Source organism: Helicobacter aurati, from assembly GCF_003364265.1.
In the GTDB taxonomy this organism is placed as follows: Bacteria; Campylobacterota; Campylobacteria; order Campylobacterales; family Helicobacteraceae; genus Helicobacter_A; species Helicobacter_A aurati.
In genome coordinates this window covers 18,108-43,868 of record NZ_NXLW01000016.1, presented here as the reverse complement: position 1 = coordinate 43,868, position 25,761 = coordinate 18,108, and the positions used below count along the sequence as shown (strand labels likewise).

Sequence of the window (25,761 nt, the reverse complement as noted above, 5' to 3'; positions counted from 1 at the left end):
ATTGAGAATATAAAGAATATAATAAGTAGTGATTTAATTGCGTTTTATTTAGATAAATTTATTGTTGTAGTTTGCCCTCTAAATTAGCGAAAGAGGTTGTCTAGCTGCAGAAACAAATTAGGATGATTGGTTTTGATTTCGTGTGCAAGATTTTTAACGTTCACCATCGGCAAATTACCATCATCTTGTCGGTATTTTTCTAATTCGTAAACAGCCACAGTCATGGTATCTTCTAAGTCAATTGGCATTAAATCACGTATTTCATGTCGCAGAAGAATTTTTAACTTTTCCTCATGGCTCATACGCAAATGTCCTAGTAAACTGTTGAGCGCATTTTGAGGGAGTACAACAAATTCCTTGTTATCTTCGGTTTTAAGAAACCAAGCTTCATCACTTTTGAAACTACCCTCTACAAATTCTAAAAGCCATTTATTTGTGTCAAGTGGAGCAAGATAGGCGATATTGCTTGCATTATGTAAACTAGAGACTAAATTATGTTTTTTTTGTTTTGCCTGTTTAGCCATACCATTACTCCTTTTTGTGCATGTAATCTATTATGCGCTTCTTCGATAATTTTGCTTTGTGTGCCATCAATAACTTCTTCTGTAACCTCTAATCCTCTGTAAGCGGGCAGACAGTGTAAGAAAATCGCCTCTTTATCTGCATTAGCCATAATTTCAGAATCTACTCTGTAATTTTTGAAGTCTTGCATTCTTTGCTTTTTTTCGTTCTCTTGTCCCATGGATACCCATGTATCCGTTGTTATTACATGTGCTCCGTGACTTACGGCGTAAATATCATCAGTGAGAATAATTTTAGCACCACTTTTCTTTGCATTATCTTGTGCAAGCGCAAGAAACTCTTGTTTTGGCATGTAGTTTTTAGGGCAGGCAAGACGTAGCTCAAACCCTAATTTCGAGGCAAGCATAAGCCATGAGTTTGCCATATTGTTGCCATCTCCTATATAAGCTACAATGGGTTGATGGAATTTTGACTTATAAGGTGTAGAATCCAAAATTGCATCGGAAACAAAAATCCCACATTCTATCATCGTAAGGTAGTCGGCTAAAAGCTGCATAGGGTGAAAAGCATCGCTTAATCCATTTATTACACTTACACTTGAATGACGTGCAAATTCTTCTAATCTTTCGTGCATATGTGTGCGCACCATAATCATGTCTACCATAGAGCTGATAACTGCCGCGCTATCACGTATAATCTCTCCTCTACCCAACTGTAAATCGCTATTTGAAAGAAAAATTCCAAAACCACCTAATTGGTAGATTCCAACCTGAAAGCTTACACGTGTCCTAGTGGAGCTTTTTTCAAAAACCATAGCAAGTGTTTGCCCAGACAAATAAGGAGTAGCAATGCCTCGAGCGTGTTGCGACTTAATGGCAATTGCTAGAGAGAGCATTTCCAATAGCTCATCCTTGCTAAAGTCATTAATGGTGAGAAAATGTCGGATATGTTTATTCTCCATAAGCTTCCTTGTTTGTAGTGTCTCATTAAATCTTATGAATAACTCTATTAATTTTAACTATCAAATCAAAATACATCTAATATATGTTACTTATTTGAATTTAAATAACCTATAATATTCTGCAAAAATTGCATTATAGCATAGATTTAAAGAGTAGCATTTATCAATACATAGATTTAAAACATGGTAAATTAAATTCTCTGACAAAACATGAATGTTACGAAAATACAAAAAACGACATTACCCATCCTAATTTTTAGTTTGTACCAAGAATGACGTCCGTTAAATAGCAGTAAAATTCATGGTGCTTAATTCTTTAGCTAGATATTTGATTCTGATTGTAGGAATTTTGGCTGTACCTAATGATACTTGTTTTATGGGATAGCCTATTGTCGCAGATCCGGTGGCAATGGGCAAAGCATATAATACAGCTTGACTGGCGGAATGTTATTCGCGCAAGGTTCAGAAGCGATAGATGCAGGCAGGACTACAAATGGAGATGTGCAAGGCAGCAGAGGTATAGCAAACAATGATAATTTTGCAGATAGATTTAATATTGCAACAAATACTATTTGTGTCAAACTCTATTTAAATTTTCATTAATTAACTTTAGCAATATCTATACGATGTAAAATTTGATTCTGAATTTATATTGCAATAAGGATATTGATGAATGCTATTTGGCATTACCTTAAAAAATACGTGCAAATTTACGATCCTGGACATTTAAATTGCATTTACGCATGTAAAGCCATGATAGCCATTTCCTTAAGCGTGTTATTTCATTATCTCATTTTTGGTGCTCAAATGCTTGTATGGGCAGCTATGACTCCTATGCAGGTTTTTTTCTTAAATGCTACGTTAAGCCAACAAGCCAATAGAAAGATACACATGTTGGGCTTTGCAATTTGTTCAACTTTTGCTGTGTCATTTTTTACGATACTTGCGCAAGAAGCTCTTACAAGTCAAAGTATTTATAGTGTGTGCTGGCTGGCAGTACCTGTACTCTTGTTGAGTTTTTGCGTTGGAATGTCTCGGGCACATTCCATTGATTTATATCGCATGTTTGTGCCTGTCGTGGTAAATTCATTGGTTGCTTGTATTTATGTGGATTCTGGAGTATTTTTACCCATTACCGAGATTGCTTTTGTGGTTTTCACAAGCGCATTGATTGGAATTATTGTGGGATTCTTATTGCTTGATACGGCAAGTAATTATGGTAAATGGACACAGGTTTATTATCCTTCAGTGCTACAATCTTTAAAAAATATGGTGGTTTCTATTCATTCTGTTGAGGATTTTACTCGTTATAAAGATGCGACTTTTCTTATGATATATAATATTAAACAAACACTACATACAAAGTCTGGAATCTACAACGATAATTACATGATAAAAAATATCAAACGTGCGATTTTTTATATTTATCAGATAGAAGATATATATATGATGATTACTGTACTTACAAAATACAACATTCATCACAATTATCCTTTCTTACAACGAGAAATTATTGAAAATATTGATAGGTTGAGTAAAATTTTTGTAGGACGGATCCCTAAGATTAGACGAGTGCAAGCTGATAAAATTATTTTTGCGAATACAGATTCTTTAGAATCTTATTCGAATAATACAGAATCAGATTCTAACGCAATGATTACTGCGAGGACGCATACGGCGTTTGCCAATGTTCTTAAGATTCTATACTATAAAATGGAATCTTTTTGTCGTGTAGGTCGTGGAGCTGATTTGGCGTTTAATATTCCCGCAAAAAAAAGCTTTAAGAATATTATTACGGCATTACATGTAAGCAATGCCACTTTTAGATTTAGTGTTAAATATTCTTTGGCTATCGGGTTGTCTCTTGTGTTTGCTATGCTACTAAATATTAATCGCGGCATTTGGATTAGCCTCGGTGTTGTAAGTGTTGTGCGACCGTCTATTGGTGGTATGCAAAATATCAGCAAGGAATATTTTATTAGTGCTGCGATTGGAATTCTAATAGGAATTGTTATTTCAGTATTTGCTGTGCCAATGGTTTTTTATCTCTTTTTTGGTGTTGTTATTTTCTTAGTGGTGTATTTACGCGTGTTTCCCTTTTGGTTGTGGTCTGGCTTTATGATGTGTGGTTTTGTCATGATGTATTCTATCCTCTATGAGGACTTTCTGCGTTATGTGCTTGATAGGCTGCTTGATATTGGGCTAGGAGTGGTGTTTGCCATTCTGGTTTTTTTGTTGCTTTGGCCAAGATATTCTCATAACAATCTGAAGCCCATTATAGTGAAACAAATGACTTTGCTTAAAGATATGTTGAATATGATTATTGAATCAGATGATAAACGTGCGTTTGAAAATAAGACATTGCAAATTAAACAGGCAGATTTTTTGCATAACTTAGATGAACTAAAAAATACACTCAAAGATTCTCGAGTCGAAATCACGGGAAAAAGCAATCAGATTGTTGTTTATGGGTTTGAACTTGTGAATGTGCTAGAGGTGATTGGTCTTAGAGTGAATGAGTTGTTGCAGTTGCATTTTTCTTATCATTCTTGCGGTGATAGCGGGCAACAAAGTAGTGTTATCATAAAAGAATTAGAATACTTGAAGTTACGTTTCGAAATGATTGAGAAACTCTTGAATAATACCGCTCATGATTTTGAATTTGTTGCAAATAGTAATTTTTTTGCTGATGCAAGCGAACATTGTCAATGGATTATGAGTGAGATTTTTGGATTTCAAAACAAGCTTTATAAACTTTTAAATGAAAATTATATTAGCATTCCCGAACATTAACTTATGCTTAAATTGTCTTGAGGTTATAGGCTTGTTGAGAATACTCTGTATTAAACTAGAATTTCTAGGAATCTTTAATTGTTTTTGCTAATGCAGCGGGATTTACTAAGATTCTTAGTCTATGCTTTAATAATCTTATCGCATTGGCATACGTGATTGTATCGACAATCTTGCATATTTAGAAGTCTGGCTTATCTATCAAGATAATCATATAATATATAAATTATAGTATTAGGTAGAGTAAAGATAAAACTCTATTTACACACGTTCATCAAAGATATTCCCAATTAAGTCGCGCATTTTTCTCATAAGTTCTATAGCTTCTTTTGATGGAATCTCGCGTATGATTCTTTCCCCATTAGAATCACGTACCGTAACTACCAATCCTTTAATTTCTTCATTGTAAGAGAAATCAATATTTGTGTTTATTTTTCTCATTTCCTCTTGAAGTTGTTTTGATAAATGCAGAAGCTGCTCTTGTGTAGCCATGTCTCTTTTACTATCCTCTGGTTTTGTGTCCCGAATGGGAGCTCTTTTTACTTCATAGGGAGTCCCTGCTTTGCTTGCTAATGATATAAGAGTGCTTTGCAATGATGTTAGTGAACTTCCTTGTGTTTCCATTGTAGTCTCCTCTGTATAATGTATAAAAATTATAACACTAATCGGTAGTTTTTTGGTTTTTTAAAGCATTATCTTAGATTCTATTTTGCTTTTATTACATTTACTAATTTCAGCAATAATGTAAAAGTGTTAAATTAAGATTCAGGAAAAGATTATGAAAACTTTTTCCAAAATAGGCTTTATTATGGCTACTTTGGGCAGCTCTGTTGGGTTAGGGCATATTTGGCGTTTCCCAACTATGGCAGGATTAAATGGAGGCTTTGCTTTTATTCTACTCTTTTTAGTTATTTCTGTGGCGGTAGGCATTTCTATGTTGATAGCCGAAATGCTTATTGGTAATCGCACACGCAAGAATGCCCAAGATGCCTTTGACGCATTAGATAATACAAGGAATAAACAATGGCATTGGGTAGGATTGACATTGTGGGGAGGTCCCTTTATTCTTACCTTTTATTGTATTGTTTTGGGTTGGGTCGTGTACTATCTTGGCGTCATGAGTTTTGCCTTACCTGAAAACATTCAGGATTCTAAGGCTATCTTTTCAAATCTAAGTCAGAATTTTTTAGCACAGATTATAAGTTTTGGTATTGTTATCTTCTTAACGGCTTATTTTGTAGCCAAGGGCGTAAAGAATGGAATCGAGAAATTGAATTTTGTGCTTATGCCTTTACTCTTTGTTATTTTTATAGGGTTGCTTATTTATGCCATGACGATGAATGGGTTTAACGAGAGCTTGGAGTTTATGTTTACTCCAGATTTCTCTAAAATTACTCCGAAAGTGCTTATTGATTCTATGGGGCAAGTTTTTTTCTCTCTTTCGCTTGGTGTTGGAATTGTTATTACTTATGCGGCTTTTACCGAAAAAGAACAGAATCTTTTTTCCGCAGCAATGTGGGTATTAGTCCCTGGCATTCTTATTTCTATCATTGCAGGATTAATGATTTTTACGTTTGTGTTTGAATATGGTAGCAAAGATGATGTAGGTGCTGGAGCTGGGCTTGTCTTTATCACTTTGCCTGTGATGTTCCACAATATGGGTATTACAGGCAGTATAATTTGTGCGCTATTCTTGATCGGCTTAGGATTTGCTGGGCTCTCTAGTACAATTTCTTTGCTTGAGCCATCAGTGAAATGGCTAGAAGACAAGACAGGTAAAAACCGCGCGGTGCTTGCATGGTCGGTTAGTTTAGCCATTTTTATTGTGGGCACGGTCTTGATACTTTCTTTAAATGAAAGTTATACATCATTGAGTATCGGAGGCAAAACGTTATTTGATTGGTTTGATTGGATTAGTGCGAATATTATTATGACATTGGGAGGGCTTTTATCGAGTATTTTTGTTGGGTATGCGATTAATGCGCATATTTTGCGAGATTGGACAAAAAACTATTTTTCTGAATCTATGTTTAAGTTTTGGCATTTTGCTATTAGATTTTTAGCACCGCTTATGGTAATAGCAATATTTATTTACAATATTTATGCTCTATTGAATCCCGCTCCTGCTACATAAATTTGCTTGGCTGCAATAACCCGAAGTCGACTACATTGCTTTTAGTTGATGGAGAAATTACGCAACACCTATTGATTTAGTGTAGAATCAGTAAAAACAATTACTAGATTCTTGAGAATATTTGTTGCAATATATAATAAATAAAGGATTGCCATGAAGCTGTTAGGAGCGACTTTCGTTCTTACTTGTGATGATAATATGGAGATTTTACGCGATGGCGGAGTGCTCATCGATAACGGTAAAATACAAGCAATAGGAGATTTTAATACACTAAAAGAAAAATATCGACATTGCGATTCTCTTTTTTATAAACAACATGTTCTTGTGCCCGCGCTTATTAATGCGCATATACATTTTGAATTTAGTAAAAACACTTCAAGTTTTGTTTATGGTGATTTTGGTATGTGGCTTGATAGTATCATGGAAAATCGTGATGAGGTTTTTCAAGACAATGTTAAGGCAATACAACGAGCAATTCTTGAGCAGAAAAAAAATGGTGTTGGCACAGTATGTGCAATTAGTAGTCATGACTTGGATATAGAGTTATTATTACGTTCGAATTTGCGTGTGATTTTTTGCCATGAAGTTTTGGGTGTTAATCACAAAGACTTTGAGAATCAGGTATTGCAAATTTCTACTAGGCTTGAACGTTCTTTAAGTGTAAAAAATGACTTATTTCAGCCAGCTTTAGCCCTGCACGCGCCGTATTCTGTGCACTCTAAGCTTGCCCAATATCTTATTGATTTAGCAGCGAAATACAATCTTCTTGTGTCAACACATTTCTTGGAATCCAAACATGAACGTGAGTGGTTAGATTCTCAAAGTGGCTACTTTAGTGAGTTTTATAGTAAATATTTACAGCTTCAAGAGGTAGAATCTTTCAGTCAAGAATCATTTCTTGCTCTTTTTGCAGATATTTCTCATGTTCTTTTTACGCATTGCCTTTATGCAGATTCCGAGTTGAAGCAAAAAATACTCAATTATGGTGCCATTGTGTCGTGTCCTCGTTCTAATTTGCTGTTAAATACAAAGCTAGGAGATAATATGATTATTGGGACAGATGGAAAAAGCTCCAATAATGATGTGAGCCTTTTAAATGAAATACGTTACGCGTTCTTTAGTGCTTTAGCAAATCAAGATAAGGCATCTCAATATGCAAATATAGAATCTCTCGCAAAAGATATGCTTTACGCTGTTACTCGTAATCCTGCTTTAGCGTTGGGATTGAATAATGGTATCTTGCAAGAAGGTAAGAGTGCGGATATAGCTATTTTTAAGCTCGACTGCGAAGATAGTAGGCAGATTACTACACATTTTGTTTTGCATGCCAAAGAGGCTGTTTCTTTATTCGTTAATGGTATAGACATTATTTCACAAAATATAAATACTTGTGCTGAAGCAGAATAGTGTAGATAATTACAAAAAATACTTTCTATTATTTAGCACAATCAGCAAAATTTATAATATGAATTACTAAGAGAGTTAGAGTGGTAATCCCACTCTGTAAAATTTAAAGGAAGATAATGTGAAAGAATGTTCTTAACTTAACCCAAAACTATCAAAGGACGTTCCTTTGTTTAGAACAAATAATCAATTTCTATATCAAAATTGATATAAAGAATTATAGCTAGATAAACTTAAATAAAAATTAAAAATAAGAATAATTTCTAATAATTGCAATATTTTTTGAATCAAAATACTTTTTGATTTTTGTTATTAGATTCTAATATGCTAAATATTGAATACAAGCTTGATTTCGGCGAGCTATCCTATTTGATGAATTATCTATTAGCAGGGAGTTGTTCAAATCAAGTTTTTGTTGAACTTATGTTTGTATAAGCTAGCAAGGAATTTATCAACCGTAAGGTTAATATTCTTTGCTATTTAATCTATGTAACTATGATTAAGCCCAATGCGTATAGCTAATGTGCAAGAATAATAAATCATTGATGATAGTAAATTATTTGCGAATGGTTATGCCAATGTTACAGCGCATACTGCTATTGCAAATCCGTTATCATGGCTAATACTAACAGAGATTTTTTGTATTGTATATGAATAATGAGATTCTAAGTTTTTCTTGCATTCCTTATGTAGCGCAACATTTGGTTTTCCCAAAGAGTCTTTATAAATACAAATATCATGAAATGAGACTAGCGATCCTATTCCTACCCCAAAGGCTTTGCTAAGTGCTTCTTTGAGTGACCAATATGCCGTTATGCTAGAAACTCTGTATTCTGCAATGCAAAAGTTTGTCTCTAATGATTCTAATATGGCCGCTGTTTTGTTCTGATAGCAATCTAAATCTTGTCTGCTGAAGGTTTTTAATGATGTGCGGTGCGTATTGTCATGTAGAATAAAACTCTTATGTGAATCCAAACGTTTGTGAATCATGATTATTTCGCTTGGCAATAAAAAACGTTGCAAGAATGAAAATCCTTGACGTTTAAGAACCTTACTCATACGGTCTATTGAAGTTATATCGGTACCTATTTCAAGATTCATCATAACACCAATGTATTATTGTCAATGCAGACGCATTTCGTTGTATTGTTGTGATACAGAAAGGTATTTTTGCATTATGTGCCCAAAAGGTGAAATGATTTCTTATTTTGTAATAAGTGGATTATGGTATATCAGTGTTTTATCAAGCAGGTTTTGTAGCTGAATGTCTCTACCAAAGAGTTTTTCATAAATAATAAAGTTTGCAATAATCTTCATGCCATAGAATCGTGATTCTTCATAAGGGATAAGTTCCATACTAAGCCATGGTTCATATTCTCTGTTTTTTAGAAATAATTCATTTTTTGCAAGCAATCTTCGTAAGAATCCGGGTCCACCATTGTACGCATAGGCAACAAATAATGGATTTTTATACTCTTTTTGGAGTTGATTAATAAAATGCCTCCCCATTTCAAAGGCGATTTTTGGATTAAATAAATCGTTGTAGGTAATTTCTTTTAGCCCCATTTCTTTCGCAAAAGGTTTCACATTTGCTGGCATGATTTGCATGATTCCAAGAGCAAATGAGCGGGAAATTAATGTCGGGATAAAGTGGCTCTCCTGTTTTGCAATCGAAAAGACAAAACTTTGTTCCTCTGTATTTTTCCATTGAATCAAGCCTTCATAGGGCGTGATGTAATAATTTGTAGAGTATTTATCGATTTTCTGCATAACATAAGCAAGTTGAGGCATCGTATCTTTATAAGAAAAATAAGGGATAGTTTTTGCAAGAGCGACGGGGTCGTTGCCACTTATCATTGTTGAGGAAATATTTTGCCAAACATAAGGATCATTCGTATCAAAAGGGGGGTTAGTAAGTGCAAGAGAAGGGAGAGTATTGATAATCACAAAACTTGGAGGCTTCTTTAATGTTTGACTCGCATAAATACTGAAAATGTTTGCTTGTTTGCTTGTTAGCAGCTGCTCTAAATATTTTTTGTCTTTGGTTACTAGATACTGCCAGAATAATGCCCTGTCAATAAAAAAGGGTGTGTTACTAGCGTTTTGTGCTCGTTTAAAATAAGTTAGTGCTTTGTCCTTTGAACCAAAACGTAATTCATTAATACCTAGCAAAAAAAGGGTATTGTGCGGGGCTTGTGTAATATTGCTTTGCAATAAAGCGGCTTTGAGATTATGCAACTTTGAATCTATGATGATGGCATTCACGATAGAATAAAACCCGTTTGTTTTGTAATTGCTTAATCTTTCCAAGTCTTTTGCAGGGGTATCAGTTGACATTTTGTGTTTTTCTTCGGCATTAAGCGCATGATATACCATTGCAAAGACTAAAGAATTTTCTTTGAAAATATCCTTAGTGCGGTTTGATGAATGCAAAACCTTAATAGCGCGTACCGTATCCTTATGTGTTTTTGCAAGTCTCGCGCTAATAATATCTACTTCTTTGCTTGGAAGTGTTTTGAAAGATGAGAGTTTATTGCGGACAGCGAGAGCTAAACAAGAGTTATCTTGCTTAAGTGCCGTCTTAAAGTTCATTTTTGCGCATTCTATATCGTGAGGGAGCTTCTCTGTTTTTCCTAATTTATCAAGTGCTCTTCGTAAATAGGGGTTTTTTGCATTTAAGAGTCTGTATGCTTCATTAATTTCTTGAGAATTTAATGTGTTTTCTGTGAGATATTGCCAGATATAAAAATCACGTACAATACCTTTTGGTTTATCTTTAATGTAAAAATTAAAGAAATCTTTACCTTTGAGATGTATATGGGAATTTTCTTTATTTGTTGTAGGACGTATTGTTTGTGGGTGATGTATAGCTTCATTAAGTGTTATAGGTTGTGGCGAATATGTTTCATTTATAGGAAAATTCATAATGCTATCTGCCCATGACATTCCCACAAAGCATTTTATTAATATCAAGCGGATTATTGTGTATCGTATCTGCTTATTGTTTAGCATTATTGTCCCTTAATCAGTGAAATCCCATAAGGAATCTTGCCACAGTGAGATTGATAAATTGCGCAATAAGAATAATCAAAAATGGTGCAAGTTCTAGCCCATTGTACTCGGTTTTTATAAATTTTTTTAATGCAGCGTATGCAGGATAGGTTAGCCGATTGATAATGACAACAAGATTACTAGATGGATCAGCGCGAGCAAGATTGAGAATTGCGCCAATAAAAATTATCCAACAATATATTGTGATTATCCAATATAGAATCGTACCTATCGCATTGCATACTAATACCAAAAATGTCATAATATCTCCTTATAAGAACTACAACGTTAATATGAAAGGAATATGTTGTTTCAACACGGAATAGAGCTTATCTAGCTCTATTCCGTGTTCTTGTCCACTTAGAATCATGCGTAGAGGTTTAAAAAATGCCTTGCCTTTGAGTTGTGATTCTGCTACGAGATAGTTTTTCATATCTACATAATTTGTAAAATTAGGCTGCTTATGAAGAAGTTGCACAAGAGTATCAAATTCCCTATGAAATTCTTGTAACCTTTCTCTTTTTGTAGCAATGGGGACAAATATATTACAACAATGTGCGATTAGCTCAGCCGTTGTGCTCACTTCTTGCGCGTATAAGAGAATCATTTCCTCAAAGTTTTGACTAATGTTCAACTGCGATTTTTTATTGCAAGATTCTAATTGCCTATCGAGCGCGTTTTGTAATTTTACATAAACGGAGTGCTTATTTCGTTCATTGCGCAAGGAATTTCTTAGCACATCCCGATTGATTTGTAAGAGCTTTTTGTAATCAAAACGTGCAGCATTGCTAGAGATATGCTCTATGGAAAAATGCGATAAGCATTCTTGATACGTAAATAATTCGCCAATATGCTGTTCTAGCTTACTATTGCCCAATAATATTAGATAGTTTGCTATTGCTTGCGCTTCTAAGTCCTGAGACAAAAGCCATTCCACACTAGATGCTTTATCTCTTTTAGACATTTTTTTGTGGGCTTCATTGAGGATAAGCGGTAAGTGTGCGTATTGTATCTTGGTATTGAATCCTAAGGCTCTTTGGATAAGAATCTGCTTGGGAGTGTTGCTAATATGATCTTCACCGCGAATAATATAACTCATCTCTCTGTCATCAATGCTACAGGCAAAATTATATGTAGGGATGTCATTTCGCATAATCACAAAGCTATCCAACTCATTGCTATGAAATTGCAATTTTCCTCTAATAGAATCATGGAAGCTTATGTCAATATTTGCGCGCAAACGAATAATAGGACTTGTTTGTTTATTACCTTTTTCTAGTTGTGCCCATGTATCGTCATAGCGAAAAGCAAGTTTGTTTTTCTTGGCTTCTTCTCGTTTGGATTCTAAAAATTCTTTTGAGCAATAACAGTAAAACGCTTTCCCTTCTTTAAGAAGTTTATGCGCCAATTCTCTATGCAACGGGAAGTTGTTACTTTGGTAGATAATATCATCATATTTAATGTTAAAGCAATCTAAAATCTGCAAAATCTGTTTATCTTTATTGTCTATGTTGCGTTCTAAGTCTGTGTCTTCTATACGAATAATAAACGGCTGTTGTAATTTTTGCGCCATAAGATAATTAAAAATCGCAGCGCGCAAATTACCAATGTGCATATCACCTGTTGGCGACGGGGCAAATCGTAGCATAAAAACCTTTGATGTGAAACTCGTTGCGATTATAGCGCAAATACGAATGTACTTGGTGATTTTGACAAAAAGATTTTATTAACGACAATAAATTAGGTAGAGATTAGCATCGAAGCTATGTTGCTTACTTGATATACCTAATGATTAAGAAATAATAGCAAGATTCTATGATTATTTTCGGGACAATCACTAATACCCACAATGTTAGTTGAGGATAGAATGCCCACTCCTATATGTCTAGCCATGTCTCTATGGCGTGAATCTGTCTTTTGACTTCATCACTGCTGCAACCTCCTAGGCTGTTTCTTCTTTGCATGGAATCTTCTAAGCTTAAAGCAGAAGCAAGTTTATTTTTGTTAATCGTTATCGTGTCGCCTAATTCTCGTATGAGAATGGATTCTAAGTCTGCTATGTCTACTTTACTTAAGTCTAGCCCTTTTTCTTCTGCATAGCGAACACAAATACCCGTAATATGGTGCGCTTCACGAAATGCAACAGAGTATTCTTGCACCAAAAAATCTGCCAAGTCAGTTGCTACTAAGTGCCCAACTTCACACATTTTTCTCATATTTGCTTTGTTGATATGCAATGTTTTTAGGCTTTCGTTAAGAATTTCAAGACACATGTAAGCCGTTTGTACAGAATCAAAAACGGCTTCCTTGTCTTCTTGCATATCCTTATTGTAAGCAAAAGGTAAAGATTTCATAGTTGTTAGGAGACTCATGAGATTTCCATAGGCACGTCCACATTTCCCGCGTAATAATTCTGCTACATCGGGATTTTTCTTTTGTGGCATAATGGAACTGCCTGTTGCAAAGTTATCGGCAAATTGCACAAAGCCAAATTCATAACTGCTCCAAATAATAAGTTCCTCAGCAAGTCTTGAGATATGCAACATGATCATAGCAATATCATAAAGCAAATCCAGAGCAAAATCTCTTTGTGCGACAGAATCCATAGCGTTAATGCTTGCTGATTCAAAACCCAAACTTCGCGCAAGATTTTCTCGTTCATTTTTGTATGGAGTGCCTGCCATAGCGGCACTGCCTAATGGGCATTCATTGCTTAATGTAAAACTCGCGCGCAGTCTTTGTATATCACGTTTGAATCCTATACACCATGCGACTAAGTGATAACCAAAGCTAATTGGTTGGGCATGTTGTAGATGCGTCATGCCTGGCATGAGTGTTTGTGTATGTTCTTTGGCAATATTAAGAAGCGTTTGTATCAGTGTGCTAAGAATCTTTTGTAACGCTTGATTTGCTTTGCGACAATAGAGCATAAAGTCAAGTGCCACTTGATCATTGCGACTACGTGCTGTGTGTAGCTTTTTGCCAGCTTGTCCAATTTTCTCGCTCAAAGCAGATTCTATGGCGGTATGAATGTCTTCATTGTCTAAAGAGAATGAAAAATTCCCTCGTTTAATTTCTTCAGAAATTTCTTTTAACCCCGCTAGAATATAATCTAATTCACCAATTTCTAGCAGTCCAATGCTATAAAGCATTTTGGCATGTTCTATTGAACCTTGTATGTCTTCTTCCCAAAGATTTTTATCGAATGTGATACTTGCATTGAATCTGTCAAGAAGTTCATTTGCAGACTCGTTGAATCTACCTCCCCAGAGTTTTGCCATAGGTGTTCCTTTCTAATAGTGTTTATTCGCCAAATTATAATATTTTTGTAAAAATGTCATATTGTTGAAATTAAGGCAATAAGGCAAATTTATATAAAACGATGTTTGGTTTGGATATTTCATTTGTAGTTGCCTGTCCAGAGAATACTTGAAAGACATAAGTGTGGTTATTGGCACTTTGAATGGTTACTTCTTTGTTGGGATTATGTTGCGTGATATTCTCTATAAGGTTGCGGTTTGCTGCCTGATAGAGAGAGATTTGCTCTTGAGATTCTAAGAGTATTTCTTGCTGCAAGTGAGCAATACTTATCAGAGTAAAAGAAGCAATAGTTATTGCAAATATGCAATCAAGCAGGAGAAAGCACGGGCTGTTTTTATGTGTTTTGTAACCCAGAGTATCTGCGGGCAGTCGATATTTATAATTCATTTTGTAACGTGTTTGATGTGCTTGCATATTAGAGGGCATACTCTAGTGAAGATTGGAGAGTATAGCCGTGAATATACTCGTTTTTTTGATTTTTGTATCGCACAAGATTCCATACGCTGTTGATTAATGGATTCTTAGAGAGATAACATAATGCCGCATTGTGTTGAGCAATGAGCTGTACTTTTTCGCCTTTAAGAGCGGTATACAAAATAATTCCATTGGTATTTGGCGTTTCATAGATAGCAATGGGTTGGGATAATATTATCCATTTTGGCATGTTGATTTTTTGATTTACGTTGTATTGATGTTGTTTTTTCACTTCAATTGCGTAGGTATTACGTTCTAAATAAGGATGCAAAATTGAATGTGCTGTTGGTTGTTCGATAGGTGATTGTTTGAAGTTTTTGTTTGCATAGGATTGTTTTGTTTTGTTGTTTGGAGTATCAAGCTTAGTGTCAGACACAGCTAACGGAGTTGTTATAAATGCAATATTTATGCTTCTATTGTTGTGTTCTTCTGTATCATTGTCAAGATGAATCAATGCATCATTTTTTGTTATTGTTTGATGCTCTTGCGGAATTGTGATTGTATCTTGTTGGCGACTAATCATTGTGGAATCAAACATAAAGAAAAAGGTACTAAGTCCGCTTAATGTAAGAATGATAGGTAAGACGAATACTTTGCAATATATTTTATAATTCATTCTAATAACTTTATTGAATAATAACTTCTTGCTCGCCAGATTCTATATGCCCGATTGGATACGCATCGCTATGGGTTATAATATAGCTTGCCTCTTCTTTTGTAGTAATAGCCGTCATGCCAATTCCCATATTAAACACCAAAAATGCTTCTTCTTTAGTAATATGGGGGAGGAAAGGTTGAAACACAGCAGAGACTCTGATAGAAGATTCTTGAATAATTGCACGTGTATTGCACGGCAACACACGAATGAGATTTTCTTTTAATCCTCCTCCTGTAATGTGTGCTAAAGCCTTTAGCCTATCTTTAAAAGTAAGAAATTCGCGCACATAAATTCTTGTAGGTTGCAACAGAGAATCAAGCAAAGTGCTATCCCGTTCTGTTGACTGCATAATATCAATGTTTTTGGTTTCTATTATTCCGCGAAGAAGAGAGAAACCATTGCTATGCAATCCATTGCTAGGAAATGCTAAGACAATATCGCCATTACGGATGTGCTGTCTCTTTTCTAAGTCCATTTTTTCAGCTATGCCTACGGCGAATCCTGCTAAATCAAATTCGTTTTGTGCATAAATACTTGGCATTTCAGCAGTTTCGCCGCCAATTAATGCGCATTGGGATTGCTTGCAGGCTGCAACAATACCTTTCATAACGCGCAAAGCAGTGTCTTTGACAAGCTTATGCGTTGCGTAATAATCCAGAAAAAAAAGCGGCGTGGCAAAATCACATAACAAATCATTAACGCACATAGCTACTAAATCAATGCCTATGTTATCAATTTTGTCATGCTCTATTGCTAACTTCAGTTTTGAGCCCACACCATCGGTAGCAGAGCACAAAATAGGGTTTTTGTAGCCTTTTGGAATTTCAAAGCAGCCTGAAAACCCCCCTAATCCGCCAAGTACTAGAGGATTAAAAGTTGTTTGAACAAGGGGTTTTAATTCTTGCACGAAGTGATTACCTTCTGCAATATCGACACCAAAATTTTTATAAGTTAGAGTATTCACGTTTATCCATTCACATGTAGTGCTTTTGTTATAAATAAATCGTATCTTAATAGAATCTTTTTAAAGAAATTTTGTTTTTATTATGAAATTCAAACTTGCGATATTAGTAGATTTTATCGCTTAGAGTATGTAGTCAAATTTTCGTTATAATTAATAGGTTAGTTTGGTAAGGGGGATAAAATGTTTGAGAGCTTAAGCAGCGGATTTCGCAGTATAGTTAATAAAATGCGCTTTAGTGATGATGAAAAATCACTAGAGAGAGCCCTAGATGAGCTTAAAAAGATTCTATTGAAAAGCGACGTGTATCATAAGGCGACAAAAGAAATACTCCAAAAAACAAAAATACAAACAAAAGACAAAGGAATAGGCAGAGAAAATTTTTTGCAGGCTTTGAGCAGCTCGTTATTGGATATTTTGGCAGTCAGCGGGAATTATGGTTTTACTTATGCAACAAAGCCGCCCACTAATATTCTTATGGTTGGTTTGCAAGGCAGTGGAAAAACAACTACAAGTGCTAAATTAGCGAATTATCTTAAATTACGTAATAAAAAAGTTTTGCTTGTGCCGTGCGATTTACAACGGTTGGCAGCAGTAACACAGCTACAAACATTAGGAGCGCAAATTGAAGTAGAAGTCTTTGAGTCTACAAGTAATAATCCTTTGGAAGTTGCCAAAGAAGCAGTGCAATATGCAGCTAATTCGCAGTTTGACGTTGTGATTTATGATACAGCTGGTAGGTTAGCAATTAGTGAACTTCTTATGCAAGAACTATATGATATTAAAGCAATTGTAAAGCCCCACGATGTATTCTATGTCGCAGATTCTTTAAGCGGGCAAGATGGGGTGCGAAGTGCGGCTAGCTTTCATCAAAAAATTGGCTTAAGTGGGGTAATTTTAAGTAAATTCGATAGTGATTCTAAGGGCGGAATCGCTTTGTCTATTGCGTATCAATTAGGGATTCCATTACGTTTTGTGGGGGTAGGTGAAAAGATTGCTGACATTGATTTATTTTTACCAGACAGGATCGTTTCAAGACTCATGGGTGCTGGCGATATTGCAACATTGGCAGAAAAAACTGCTATGGTCATTGATGAGAAAGAAGCAAAAAATATCCATAAAAAAATTAAAAGGGGCAATTTTACTTTTACTGATTTCCTTGCTCAAATTGAGAATGTCAGGAAGTTAGGCTCTGTTAGTTCAATTATGTCCATGATTCCGGGTATGGGAAACATGGCAAAATCATTGAAAAATGTAGACTTAGAAAACTCTGAAGAATTAAAAATCATTCGTGCTATGGTAAATTCCATGACGCCAAAAGAGAGAGAGGACCCGAGTTTGCTTAATGGTTCGAGACGCAAACGTATTGCATTGGGGAGTGGATTGCACGTTAGCGATATAAATCGCACGCTCAAGCAATTTGACCAAGCCAGTAAGATTGCCAAGAAGCTTAGTCAAAAAGGCGGCGTACAAAATTTCTTAGGTATGCTTTCCCAGCAACAGATTCCAAGATAAAGATTTGTAACAATGAAAAATCTTATTTGTAGAACAATGATTCGTCGATTGGGAAATTTCTTGCCATTTGCTATCTTTTTTTGCTTCTGTATGAGTGTATATGCAAGTAAAAACAATGAGATGCAGGCAAGACAAACAAAGATAGCCTGCATTATTGATAACAATAAAGAGGCATGCACAAAATTAATCGCAAGTAGATTGCCAAATGTCCATGAATGTAACGTTGAAAAAGAGTGTGGTGTTGTAGGTGTGATTTATCATCATGCGGGGAGAAATAAAGAAGCACTGCCCTATTTTAATAGAATCTATGCAGTAAGCGAACTAGAGAGCCTTGATCAGTTAGGAATCTTTTACAAGCAAAACAAGGACTACGTAAATGCTAAACGGCAATTTGAATTAGGTTGCGATAAGCTCTATATGCCAAGCTGTTTGAATCTGGGTGTGTTGTATGAAAGTGGGTTGGGTGTTAAACAGGATTACCAAAAAGCTCTTAGATTCTATGAAATGTCTTGCAATAATCATCTCATTAGTGCCGCTTGCTATAATATTGCAGTTTTATATTTTAATGGGCAAGTAAACGCAGTACCTGATGCAACGACTAACACCAACAAAAGGCTAAAAGCCAATCAAATAATGAAAAACAACATTGCACAAGCAAAGATATATTTTGAAAAGGCTTGTTCTATGGGGCATGAAGATAGCTGTGAATGGAAAGACAAAATTACGCAAGATTCCCATTAATATCTCTTTATTCGCAAAATACTATCACTTTGATTGAAATTATATTGTTATGATTCTATGTGATAAGGCTACGCATTGCATTCATTCATACATTGAATTGACTTTAGCAAGGAATGTTATATTTCTATCTTTCTTTGTCTATTCCGAATTGCAAATCATATAATTTGTATAGCGTTCGCGTAAGAATCCAATACACAACAATTATGAGAGATTGAGTTTCTATGAAGTGTATCAGGTTAATTTGGTGTAGATTCTTTGCGATTGTTACCAAGAAGTGTTTTATTTTTGGACTTTTAAATATCCTTCTTGCATAAGCGTTTGCGCAATTTTAGCAAATACTGGAGCAGCAGTTTGTCCAGCGTAGTAGTCTTCACTTGCTTGCGAACCATAAGCAACTACGCCGATTGTATAAGTTGCTAATCCATCGCTTGCATACCCAAAGAATGAGCCGTTATAGATAGTTTCACCCTTGTTTTTCTCCCTAGCTGTACCCGTTTTGCCGCCAATAATTAGTCCTGCTACATCGGCTCTCTTGGCTGTACCTTCTCTTACAACTCGTTGCAAGAGTTTTTGCATGAAATCAGCACTTTCCTTTGTGATGATTCTTTTTGGTCTTTTAAGTGTGGGGTAGAAAATTTTAAAGTTAGGAGCAATAAAGTGTTTTGTTACATGTGGAACAACTAAGAATCCTCCATTATTAAATACAGCATAGCTACGCAAGAGCTGCATAAAACTCATGCGTAAACCATACCCATAACTTGCTGCTCCCTTTTCAACTTCACGTCCTAAAATGCTGGCTTTTGGCAATAATCCTGTCGCTTCATTGGCAATATCAACGCCTGTTGCATGTCCTACACCAAAGGTTTCAAAAAGCTCGCGCATTTGTGTCCCATTAAGGTTTTTTGTAAGTTTTGTCATACCGATGTTACTTGATTTAATGAGTATTTGCTCTGGTGTTGCGCTTTTAAGTGGTGTTGAGTCCCGAATCGTGAAAGTTCGCAATTTATAGATTCCATCGTGTAAATCAATTTTTTCTGAAAAATTAATCTTTTTATTATCAACAAGATAAGAAAATACAAGCGGTTTTATTGTGCTGCCCGGTTCAAACGAACGTTCCGCAGCTGCCACTCGCATTGCCGTAGCAATATTTTTACTCCTTTGTCCGCGATTAGGGTTAAATGTGGCTGATGATGCTAATGCCAAAATTTCACCTGTTTGTGGATTCATAATACCAGCAACAATTTGTTGCGCTTTGTATTGTTTATTTGCCTCTTCGACAATGTGCTGAATTTTGGCTTGCAACACGAGAGGTATAGTAAGTTTAATGTTAAACCCATCTTCTCTAGAATTACTTTGAGAATACTTATTGAGAATAATGTTTCCCCCTCTGTCAGCCAAACCTGTTACTTTACCATCACGTTTGGGGGAGAGAATACCATCGCGATATTTTTCTACTCCAGATTGGGCAACAAACTTCATTTTATCATCAAGTATTTTTCCATCAATATTCTTTTTTGGATAATTAGTGAATCCTAAGAGTGGCTGCATTAGTTCATTGAATGGATATTCGCGCTCAATTTGATTCACTGTTATATCAAGCCCTCGTTCAATTCTTGTGATTGCACCATCGCGGACATCAGGATTATAGGTAAAGATAGGAGTATAACATTCCCTTGCTAAGTCAATGCTTTTGTTTTTGTATTCGGCTAAAGAGATGTTGAGTTCATGGATTGCTTGAGATTTCTCAATTTTTCCTTGCTCAAGGTTTTCTAGCGTTCTTAGGATTCTAGAATCTAAAGAAGTTTCTTTGCCTTTCTCACGTACGATTTGCGCATGTGCTATCATTGTTTGTATTTCCGAATCTTTGATACTGGTTTTATTAATATAGCTGAATGTACATTTTTTATACACGCCTAGGGAGGAAAGTTTTTGATTGAGTATTCTTAGATTTGCGGCAATAAGGGAATTAGCATTATTGGTAAGTGTAACGTTGCCGCCTTTCAATAAGGTAAAACGAACGGAATTTTTATTCAAGTTAGCGTATAGATTCATAAGACTAATTAAAAGTTCACGTTTTTCTTCATAAATCGATGGTGCATAAAGAGCTATTTTGTAGAGTTTATGGCTTGAAGTAACCACATAATCATCAAGGCTTGAAATTTGTCCACGCAAGGCAATATCCACATCTGTTTTGATAGACCACGGATAATCTCTTGATTTTTTGTTGTACGGTTCCATAATTGGCGGTTGAGAGATGATTTTTGCATAGACAGCGAAGAGAAATACAGTAAAGGACAGGATAAAAATACCTAGAACAATAAGAAGCCTACCTGCCTTAAAAGACTCTGCTCGTTCATTAATTGGCTCTTGCATGAGTGCGTTAGATTGAGTAAAAGTAGCCTGTTGTTGAATATGTGGGGGAGTATGCAAGTCTTTTTTGTCGTTTTTGGGAGATTGAAATTGATAGTTCTCCGCTATATTATCCAACATAATAGAATCAATCTTGTCATATCGCATTGCATCATTGCTGTGCTTATCGCTCATTCCATTGTTTCTGAATTCTTTTGTGACGTGCGAAGAGTCTTCTTTATTGGCAGATAAAACGTTGCGTATGTGGTTAGATGATGGGTTTTTATTGTTTGCTCGTGTGGAGTTACTTGGATTGTTTATTGTTTTGTCATTGTCTTTAGCCATCGCAAATCGTGGTTGCGATACAGAATCTGCTTGTATGGAATTTGCCATGAAAGCCAAATTCTCTTGGACTTTCAGTTCTAAATCATTGTATGTTCTATGTGATTGCTTTGTGTTATGTGGGGGTTGAGTAAAAGTATTAAGATTCTGTGAGGATTCTGTTGAAGAATCTTTAATAGAATCTACTTCTTTAGATAAAGCACCAACAGAGTCTTTATTGCGAATATTGCGTCCTTGCATAAATTGGGGGGATTAAGAAATATATTCTATACTTGCGTTCTTAAGATTTCTTTATATGCACTAATTGCCTTATTTCGCACTTCCAGCATAAGTTTCATGCTAGTTTCGGCTTTGCCTATTGTAATTGCCGCTTGATGTAAGTCTTTTACTTGTCCACTTGCCATATCTGCCAATGCTTTATCAGATTCCTCTTGAGATGCGTTTAATTCATCTAGGGATTTCTTAAGCAGCGAAGAAAAATCTCCTTGTTTTCCCTTAATTTCATTATTAACATCCGTTAGAGAAATATTACTAAGTCCAGCAGTTTGAATCGGTGTAACTTGTGCCATGTATTTCTCCTTATATTAATGTTTAATTTGATTATATCGTATATTTTATATTTTAAGCCTACAATTTTATATAGTTGTTAAGCTTGAAACATTGTGATTGCATTGTTCGCCATGTTTTTTGCACTTTGAAATGCCGCAACGTTTGCTTGATAAGCTCTTGTTGCTTCTACTAAATCGGCCATTTCTACAACAGGATTAACATTTGGATAAGCAACATAACCCTGCGCATTTGCATCTGGATGTGTAGGATCATATTTCATAAGCGGTTTATTATCGTCCCGTACAATTTTATCAATATACACACCATTAATGGGTGGAACAGGCTTCCTGCCGTATTCTCCCTCTTGTAGCGGATCTTTATATTCAAGTAAATTGTTATCTTTTGCTAATTTTTTATTAAGTTCCTTATTAAAGTCAAATGCACGAAATACTACTTCTTGTCTCCTGTATGGACCACCTTCATCTGTACGTGTTGTATGGGCATTTGCGATATTTGCAGAAATAACATTAACACGTACTCTTTGAGCTGATAAACCATATCCACTAATATCAAATGTGCTTAAAAACATTGTCTATCCTTTATAAAAAGCCATAACAATAAATGACTATAAATTTTTTCCAGAATCTAGAGCATAGGCGAAAATCCCCTTATGCTTTTTCAAGGCTGTGGTAAGTGCTTGGTACATCATGGAGTTTTTGCCTAATTCAGTGGTTTCAACGTCCAAGTCTACACTATTGCCATCGTTTCTAGCTAAATGCCCATCCCTAAAGAATAAGGCTCCTGTTAATCTATTGGGATGTAAGCCACTAACATGTTGCGGCATAGTTCTAGTGAGTTCTAAATCTTCCATAGGGGATTTATTGTGAAAAATTTGTGCAGCTCTTTCAGCTAACATATCTTCAAAATGCACATCTTTGGGTCTATAATAAGGTGTGCTAACGTTTGCCAAATTGCTAGAGATTAAATCTTGACGTAAAGAACGATAATCTAGCGCGCTATAAACAAGGCTATAAGCCTTAGAAGTCTCGAATGAAGTGCCAAAAGCCTGTGAGAGCTTATTCATAATATTCCCTTTAATTGCGTGTCCAACATGATGTTGTTAATGTAAAAGCAAAACTAATTCCACAACGTTAAAGCTTGGCATATTCTACACTGGCTTTGTAAATAAAATATATGTTGCAAAGATTTATTCTCCGCATAGGTTTAGCCACACGAGAATATCTTCTAGTACCTCTTGTTTGTTTGTTTCATTAAGTATTTCATGTCTACTATCTTTGTAGAGTTTTAACGTAATATTATTATATCCCTGCATAGCGAGTATATTCTTTGCTTCTTCGACCCCTTTACCGAAGTTGCCGCAAGCGTCCATATCACCGCTAATGAAAAGAATAGGCATTCTTTGAGAAGTACTATTTGCATGCTGTTTAATTGTGTAAATATCCCTTAAGGCTAGAAATAAATGTAAAAAACTTTGTAATGAAAAGATAAATCTGCATTTAGGATCGTTAATGTAAGTTTGCACGACAGAAGGATCTGAACAAAGCCATTCAAAACCAGTATATTGATAATTTCCCTTAGGAAGTTTTTTGAGCAGGCTCGCATTGAAGCCACCAAAAGAGAGTTGATTGAGCAATTGCATTCCTCGATTCTTTAAGCCAAATAATTGTAATGTTTTGGCAAGCAGAATTGCAATATTGATAAGTGGGTTTGGCGCAGGCGTACCACTTAGAATCAAAGTGTCAATGGTTTGTGAATACTTAAAAAGATAAAGTCGTGCAATAATTGAACCCATAGAGTGCCCCAAGAGAATAACCTTCATACCGCGAAAGCAAGAACGTAGTTCTTGATTGAGCTTATATAAGTCTTGCACCGATTGATTGATTCCATCTTTTTCCATTTCTCCCCAAGAAATATGGTTGTCATTGTGGATTAGATAGCTTTTGCTTATACTTTCTCCATGTCCTCTATGGTCGCTTATCCCAACAATATAGCCTCTTTTTGCTAGAGATGTGCCAATCCATTCATATCTATTCTTATGTTCTACCATGCCATGTGCAATCTGAATAATACCTATTGCTTGCTGTAACGGCTCATATAAATCCCAGAATACAGAACCAAAATCAGAATCTAATGCAATGTTCCGAGTAATTTTTATTGCGCTATTCATTTATTTCCTTAAACTCTATTTTTCATTATTTATATGGATTATACAAGATATGTTGTTGTATGTCATTAAGTCGTAATAAATCATAGTAGAATACTTTTTAAAACATTGTTCAATATTTTAGGAGAATTTATTTTATGAAGAAACAAACTACTAAAGGCGTATTTTTGTTATTGGGAACGGGCTATTCTTTATTCTGTCTTATTATTATGGTTATTATCTGGTATTCTCTTTATCAAGTCAATATGATAGATCAAAAGCTCAGCGAAATCAATTTTGTAAATTCTGCTAAACGAGAACTCTCCTTTAACATGGAGGATAGCGTTAACGGCAGATCAGTTGCAATTAGAGATATAGCACTATATAGGCAAGGCGATATACAAAGTATCGAATCACTTGTTGCAACTATTGCAAAATTAGATTCTGATTACGCGAATGCAAGAATGAAAATAGCGCAGAATTTTGGTGCTACAAATATGCTAGATGCCAAAGAAACATCTATTTTACATCGTGTTGATTCTATAGAGAACAATATAAAACCCTTAATAGAAAAGATCGTGCAACAAAAGGCAGATATTTCTGATTTGAGTCTTATTAGACCCTTGTTTGCTCAATGGGTAACAATCCTTAATGAATTTATGGATTATGAAGAAGAGAAAAATTTAAGTATTACTCCATTGATAGCACATCAAATTGATATTTTTCAAATTGTGTTGATTGTGAGTGTTTTCTTTTCAGTTGTATTAAGCATAGTTTTAGGTATTTTTATCTTTCGGATTTTTAAGGTAGTTAATGAAACAAGCAATAGTATGCTAGAAATATCTAATGGTAATCTTATCTATGATATTCCAAAGCAAGTATGTACAAGTATGTTGGGCGATATTGTAAAAATGCAAAACGATCTTAGAAGCACAGTGGCAAATATGCTTGGTGCTGTTGATAATGTAACGCAGGAAATAAGGCTAGTATCTGGGTTTGCTGAGGCGACTAAGCAAGCGTATCATAAACAGACTAGTAGTGCACAGGATTCTCAAGCAAGAGTTATGATCATTAATGAACAAATAACTACCATAATTGATGAGGTTAAGGAAACAGAAAGAAATTCGCAAAAAACACTTGATATTATCAAAGACGGACAGGTTGTCATTGAAAATACGGCAGAAGTGATAAATGTCGTGAATGATTTGGCCAATGAATCTAACAATAGGGTTTCACAACTACAAGAGCATTCCAAGCAAACTGGAAATGCTGTGCAACTTATAGGCGATATTGCAGACCAGACTAATCTCTTAGCGTTGAATGCAGCAATAGAAGCGGCACGTGCCGGAGAGCATGGCAGAGGCTTTGCCGTGGTTTCTGATGAAGTACGAAAACTTGCCGAAAAGACTTCTCAAGCAACACAGCAAATTACCATATTAGTACAACAAGTGCAACAACAAAGTAATGATATGGTGCAAATTATTGAACAGATAGTCCCAAATGCCAATAAGGGCATAGAGCTTATGAAGCAATCTTCACAATTATTAGAGGATATACGGGTGCAAGCAAATAACTCTCTTCAAAACGTAAAAGAAGTAAATTCACATTCTCAAGCGCAACAAAATGAGGCAAAAGATATTTCTTTGTTGATTACACAAATGGTTGCAAGCTCAAACGGTAGTCTTGAGTTATCAAAAAAGATGAATAGTGCTATATTAAATCTCGAGAAAATAATCAGTGAATTAAAAAGCAGCGCAGAATCCTTTAAGCTCCAATAATGCAATTTGCATTAAATTTCATATAAATATTTATTAATTGTCTTTCA

At 35.3% G+C, this 25,761-nt stretch carries 23 protein-coding genes; 7 read left to right on the top strand and 16 right to left on the bottom strand.

The features are described from left to right. Positions 1-83: 83 nt before the first annotated feature. A complete protein-coding gene (locus CQA66_RS07635) occupies positions 84-524 on the bottom strand; it encodes a DUF2603 domain-containing protein (RefSeq protein ID WP_104763353.1) in 441 nt (146 codons plus the stop codon). Next, positions 488-1,468, bottom strand: coding sequence for an ornithine carbamoyltransferase (gene argF / locus CQA66_RS07630; protein WP_104763358.1), 981 nt, complete (start codon positions 1,466-1,468; stop codon positions 488-490). The genes CQA66_RS07635 and argF overlap by 37 nt, the downstream gene beginning before the upstream one ends. 447 nt (positions 1,469-1,915) lie before the next feature. On the opposite strand from argF, the gene CQA66_RS09320 reads away from it, so the two are divergent. After that, positions 1,916-2,086: a hypothetical protein gene (locus CQA66_RS09320; RefSeq protein WP_181882256.1), complete on the top strand. Its 171-nt coding sequence runs from the start codon at positions 1,916-1,918 to the stop codon at positions 2,084-2,086. Between the two features lie 66 nt (positions 2,087-2,152). Beyond that, positions 2,153-4,276: an FUSC family protein gene (locus CQA66_RS07625; RefSeq protein ID WP_104763352.1), complete on the top strand. Its 2,124-nt coding sequence runs from the start codon at positions 2,153-2,155 to the stop codon at positions 4,274-4,276. Positions 4,277-4,534: 258 nt separating this feature from the next. Here CQA66_RS07625 and CQA66_RS07620 read toward each other — a convergent pair whose 3' ends face one another. After that, positions 4,535-4,897, bottom strand: coding sequence for a flagellar protein FlaG (locus tag CQA66_RS07620; protein WP_104763351.1), 363 nt, complete (start codon positions 4,895-4,897; stop codon positions 4,535-4,537). A 154-nt stretch (positions 4,898-5,051) separates the two neighbouring features. Between CQA66_RS07620 and CQA66_RS07615 the strand changes: the two genes are divergently transcribed. Both CQA66_RS07615 and mqnF read left to right on the top strand, forming a co-directional pair. After that, complete coding sequence (locus CQA66_RS07615; protein ID WP_104763350.1) at positions 5,052-6,407, top strand: sodium-dependent transporter; 1,356 nt, start codon at positions 5,052-5,054, stop codon at positions 6,405-6,407. 153 nt (positions 6,408-6,560) lie between these two features. Next, positions 6,561-7,814: an aminofutalosine deaminase family hydrolase gene (mqnF, locus tag CQA66_RS07610; protein ID WP_104763349.1), complete on the top strand. Its 1,254-nt coding sequence runs from the start codon at positions 6,561-6,563 to the stop codon at positions 7,812-7,814. A gap of 567 nt (positions 7,815-8,381) precedes the next feature. On the opposite strand, the gene acpS is transcribed toward mqnF, so the two are convergent. From acpS to purM, 8 genes are all read right to left on the bottom strand, one after another. Next, positions 8,382-8,912 (bottom strand): holo-ACP synthase, encoded by a 531-nt coding sequence (acpS, locus tag CQA66_RS07605; RefSeq protein WP_158657024.1) that lies wholly within the window; start codon positions 8,910-8,912, stop codon positions 8,382-8,384. A gap of 102 nt (positions 8,913-9,014) precedes the next feature. Continuing rightward, positions 9,015-10,823, bottom strand: a complete 1,809-nt coding sequence (locus CQA66_RS07600) for a lytic transglycosylase domain-containing protein (RefSeq protein WP_233707763.1) — start codon at positions 10,821-10,823, stop codon at positions 9,015-9,017. A 13-nt stretch (positions 10,824-10,836) separates the two neighbouring features. Continuing rightward, positions 10,837-11,124 carry a YggT family protein gene (locus tag CQA66_RS07595; RefSeq protein ID WP_233707762.1) on the bottom strand — a complete coding sequence of 96 codons (288 nt, stop codon included), beginning with the start codon at positions 11,122-11,124 and terminating at the stop codon, positions 10,837-10,839. A gap of 18 nt (positions 11,125-11,142) precedes the next feature. Continuing rightward, positions 11,143-12,510, bottom strand: a complete 1,368-nt coding sequence (gltX, locus tag CQA66_RS07590) for a glutamate--tRNA ligase (protein ID WP_104763347.1) — start codon at positions 12,508-12,510, stop codon at positions 11,143-11,145. 229 nt (positions 12,511-12,739) lie between these two features. Continuing rightward, the gene (gene argH, locus CQA66_RS07585; RefSeq protein WP_104763346.1) at positions 12,740-14,143 is read right to left on the bottom strand and encodes an argininosuccinate lyase; all 1,404 of its coding nucleotides are present in this window, start codon (positions 14,141-14,143) and stop codon (positions 12,740-12,742) included. A 70-nt stretch (positions 14,144-14,213) separates the two neighbouring features. Continuing rightward, entirely contained in the window at positions 14,214-14,597 is a 384-nt protein-coding gene (locus CQA66_RS07580; protein WP_147289219.1) for a hypothetical protein, read from the bottom strand. A gap of 1 nt (position 14,598) precedes the next feature. Further along, positions 14,599-15,273: a hypothetical protein gene (locus CQA66_RS07575; protein WP_104763344.1), complete on the bottom strand. Its 675-nt coding sequence runs from the start codon at positions 15,271-15,273 to the stop codon at positions 14,599-14,601. 10 nt (positions 15,274-15,283) lie between these two features. Beyond that, complete coding sequence (purM, locus tag CQA66_RS07570) at positions 15,284-16,279, bottom strand: phosphoribosylformylglycinamidine cyclo-ligase (protein ID WP_104763343.1); 996 nt, start codon at positions 16,277-16,279, stop codon at positions 15,284-15,286. Between the two features lie 180 nt (positions 16,280-16,459). On the opposite strand from purM, the gene ffh reads away from it, so the two are divergent. Together ffh and CQA66_RS07560 are read left to right on the top strand one after the other, a co-directional pair. Next, positions 16,460-17,791 (top strand): signal recognition particle protein, encoded by a 1,332-nt coding sequence (ffh, locus tag CQA66_RS07565; RefSeq protein WP_104763342.1) that lies wholly within the window; start codon positions 16,460-16,462, stop codon positions 17,789-17,791. A gap of 12 nt (positions 17,792-17,803) precedes the next feature. Beyond that, positions 17,804-18,532: a tetratricopeptide repeat protein gene (locus tag CQA66_RS07560; RefSeq protein ID WP_104763341.1), complete on the top strand. Its 729-nt coding sequence runs from the start codon at positions 17,804-17,806 to the stop codon at positions 18,530-18,532. A 279-nt stretch (positions 18,533-18,811) separates the two neighbouring features. Here the strand turns inward: CQA66_RS07560 and CQA66_RS07555 are convergent, their stop codons facing one another. The 5 genes from CQA66_RS07555 to CQA66_RS07535 all read right to left on the bottom strand — a co-directional run bounded on the left by CQA66_RS07555 (position 18,812) and on the right by CQA66_RS07535 (position 23,960). Next, positions 18,812-21,463 (bottom strand): peptidoglycan D,D-transpeptidase FtsI family protein, encoded by a 2,652-nt coding sequence (locus CQA66_RS07555; protein ID WP_233707761.1) that lies wholly within the window; start codon positions 21,461-21,463, stop codon positions 18,812-18,814. Between the two features lie 26 nt (positions 21,464-21,489). Then, positions 21,490-21,792, bottom strand: a complete 303-nt coding sequence (gene fliE, locus CQA66_RS07550; protein ID WP_104763340.1) for a flagellar hook-basal body complex protein FliE — start codon at positions 21,790-21,792, stop codon at positions 21,490-21,492. 77 nt (positions 21,793-21,869) lie between these two features. After that, on the bottom strand, positions 21,870-22,361 hold the full coding sequence (gene flgC, locus CQA66_RS07545; protein WP_104763339.1) for a flagellar basal body rod protein FlgC: 492 nt from the start codon (positions 22,359-22,361) through the stop codon (positions 21,870-21,872). Between the two features lie 36 nt (positions 22,362-22,397). Further along, positions 22,398-22,856: a flagellar basal body rod protein FlgB gene (gene flgB, locus CQA66_RS07540; protein ID WP_104763338.1), complete on the bottom strand. Its 459-nt coding sequence runs from the start codon at positions 22,854-22,856 to the stop codon at positions 22,398-22,400. Between the two features lie 123 nt (positions 22,857-22,979). Further along, a complete protein-coding gene (locus CQA66_RS07535; RefSeq protein WP_104763337.1) occupies positions 22,980-23,960 on the bottom strand; it encodes an alpha/beta fold hydrolase in 981 nt (326 codons plus the stop codon). A 134-nt stretch (positions 23,961-24,094) separates the two neighbouring features. Here CQA66_RS07535 and CQA66_RS07530 point away from each other — a divergent pair, with 134 nt between their 5' ends. Beyond that, the gene (locus CQA66_RS07530) at positions 24,095-25,714 is read left to right on the top strand and encodes a methyl-accepting chemotaxis protein (RefSeq protein WP_104763336.1); all 1,620 of its coding nucleotides are present in this window, start codon (positions 24,095-24,097) and stop codon (positions 25,712-25,714) included. The last annotated feature ends 47 nt before the right edge of the window (positions 25,715-25,761 follow it).